The organism is Okeania sp. SIO2B9 (assembly GCF_010672505.1).
In the GTDB taxonomy this organism is placed as follows: domain Bacteria; phylum Cyanobacteriota; class Cyanobacteriia; order Cyanobacteriales; family Microcoleaceae; genus Okeania; species Okeania hirsuta.
In genome coordinates, this window is the sequence record NZ_JAAHGK010001100.1 from 1 (window position 1) to 2,609 (window position 2,609).

3 protein-coding genes are annotated in these 2,609 nt (G+C 33.6%); all 3 read left to right on the forward strand.

What is annotated here, in order from left to right; all coding sequences use genetic code 11:
- The coding region (locus F6K13_RS27745; RefSeq protein WP_287289093.1) for a sulfotransferase at positions 1 to 461 on the forward strand (461 nt) is incomplete at its 5' end.
- Between the two features lie 15 nt (positions 462 to 476).
- On the forward strand, positions 477 to 2,039 hold the full coding sequence (locus F6K13_RS27750) for a class I SAM-dependent methyltransferase (protein WP_124147197.1): 1,563 nt from the start codon (positions 477 to 479) through the stop codon (positions 2,037 to 2,039).
- 253 nt (positions 2,040 to 2,292) lie between these two features.
- A partial coding sequence (locus F6K13_RS27755; protein WP_287289095.1) for a tetratricopeptide repeat protein occupies positions 2,293 to 2,609 on the forward strand: 317 nt, incomplete at its 3' end.

Genomic DNA, 2,609 nt, shown 5'->3' on the forward strand with positions numbered 1-2,609 from the left:
TATCTCAGGTCTTGGCAAAAGTTCCAGACGTACCATGTATAGTAATTGTCCGAGACCCTAGAGCTGTTTTATGGTCTTGGGCTAAAAGATCGGGGCTAGGGGTACAAAAGTGGGTCAAGGAGCATCTTGATTCGCATTGCGAAAGATATTTATCTTATGCAAATGGTTGGAAGGAGGCAGTGGAAAATGGTTTAGGTGACCAAATTCTCCTGATTCAATATGAGTCACTTTGTATTAATCCAGTAGATAATGCTAGAAAAATTTTTGAATTTATAGGACTAGAATTTGACAACTCTTATTTGCATTTTCAAGAAGAAAGTAAGAAATTTGATAATGTCTACAATGACACTGTTTCTAGTTCTTATATTAATGAATATAAAGATAAGTTTTCCCAAGAAACCTGTACCCAAATACTTGACAAAACAGCAGAGTTTCAAGATTGGTTTTTTAACATAAATTAAGGAAGATTTTTAACTATGAAGTGGTTTTTTGCACTGAATGAAGCAGGTCCTAAATTTGCAGACATTAGCAAAATGGTGAAAGTTGCTGTTCTGACTGCTAGACAGAACACTTCACTGGAAGCTTTTTGTATATATGATGGTCAAGAAAACAACGAACTAACAAGATGGTTAGAAAAAAATGGTGTGAAATTAATTTTTCATAGAACACCTCATTATGAAGTATTTAAAAAGAATATGGCTGAAAGAAGCTTTAAGATGGCTTGTGGAGCTTATTTGAGAGTAGAAATACCGAAAATAATGGAGATTAATAGTATTGCTGACGATTATGTATTATATACAGATTGCGATGTCATGTTTGTAGGTGATGTAGTTGAATATTTGAGCAGTATAAAGTGCGAATACTTGGCAGCAGCGCTAGAAAATCCTACTAAATTGGATTTCTTGAATTCGGGAGTGCTTTATATGAATGTCAAAAAACAGCAAGAAGTTTACGAAGATTTTAATCAATTTATCAAAGATAATAATGGTATTTTTTCTTCTTTCGATCAAGGAGCATACAATCAGTTTTTCTCTAAAAAATGGGAGAGATTAGATAGTATGATGAATTGGCGTTCTTATTGGAAGCTAAATACTAATGCTAAAATTATACACTTTCATGGTCCTAAACCCACTCAAGTTCAAGCAATTAAAGAAAAAACTATTCCAGAGCATCAACTTCCGCTAGCTAATCAGTTTTTTTGGCAAAATACGAAAGTTTGGGAAAACAAATACGAGCAGAGAGAAGAACCTGAGAGCTTAAATTTTTCTGATCAAAACTCAAATCATGAACAGGACACAAAGCTAAATAATAAGCATAAACATAGTAAGATGCAAGAAATTGAACAGAAACTTGAAACCTCTTCAGATCCCACACAAAATCCAGATTTTTTAAAATCTTTGTTTGAGTTAAACTCTGTAATTGCAGAAACAAATACTCCTCTTGAAGGTAATATTTGTTATTTGAATGGCTGGACGAGTGATATGTTTCAAAATACTCCTCCATGTAATGCACCTCATTTAGTGCTGAAGAGAAAAAACTTAGTTGCAGCTACAGCAAACAGGAGAAGAATGCTTGAAATAGGTTTTAACGGAGGTCATAGCGCATTAATTACCCTATATCACAATCCATTTATTGAGCTGCATTGTGTTGATATTTGTCGTCATAGTTACACGGAGTTAGCAGCAAAATTTTTACAAAAGAAGTATCCTAACCGCTTCTATTTTTATAAAGGAGACTCACGAGATGTTTTGCCGATGATCGCCGTCAAGAATAGATATATTAAATTTGATGTTCTTCATGTAGATGGTGGTCATGGTGGAAATATTTGTAGAACAGATATCAGTAACAGTATACGTTTGGCTGCTAATAATAGTATTTTAATTCTTGATGACACGGGTGCTAAACATATCTTAAATATTTATTGGGAGTATGTGCGTTTTGGTTATTTATTACCAATAAAAAAATTTGCCAACGACCCCATAGAAGCACACCGCATTGCTCAAGTAATATTAAAACCTGAAGAAATTTCAACTTTTTAGTTCCTTTTGTTATTATTATTGATTGATTGCTAACTACTATAAAATTGACATTAATTAGTCGAGCGAGATAATTTTACCAAATGAAGTAATCCTGAATATAGGTAGTCTATTAGACATCTCCAATAATAAAAACAGGAAATCAATTATCATACAGAAATCATCAATTATTTTCCCCTGCTCCCTAATCCCTCTTTTCTGGAGATGTCTATTGATTATTAAGCTCTATTTCCTGGTTTAACATTTCAAGTTGTCTATGTACAAAACAAAAACCTATTCTCAGCAATTTCAGTGGAAAAAAGAGGTTGAGTATTATCGCAAAATTACCGAAGTTGAAAAAGATAACTGGGAAGCATACCATTATTTGGGACAAGCACTATTAAAATTGGAACAGTGGCCAGAATGTGTAACTGCTTACCAAAACGCCCTCAAACTCAACCCCAACCTCCCAGGAATACATCAAAAAATCGGGGATGCTCTACAACAACAAGCAAAAGCAGAAAAAACTAATCTGCTTAACTATTACAAACAGAAAATTCAACAAAACCCAGACGATCTACAAACCTATTATCA

Bases quoted from the DNA above. Each gene is read 5' to 3' on its own strand.
- F6K13_RS27750 (WP_124147197.1), top strand. From the start codon at position 477: ATGAAGTGGTTTTTTGCACTGAATGAAGCAGGTCCTAAATTTGCAGAC.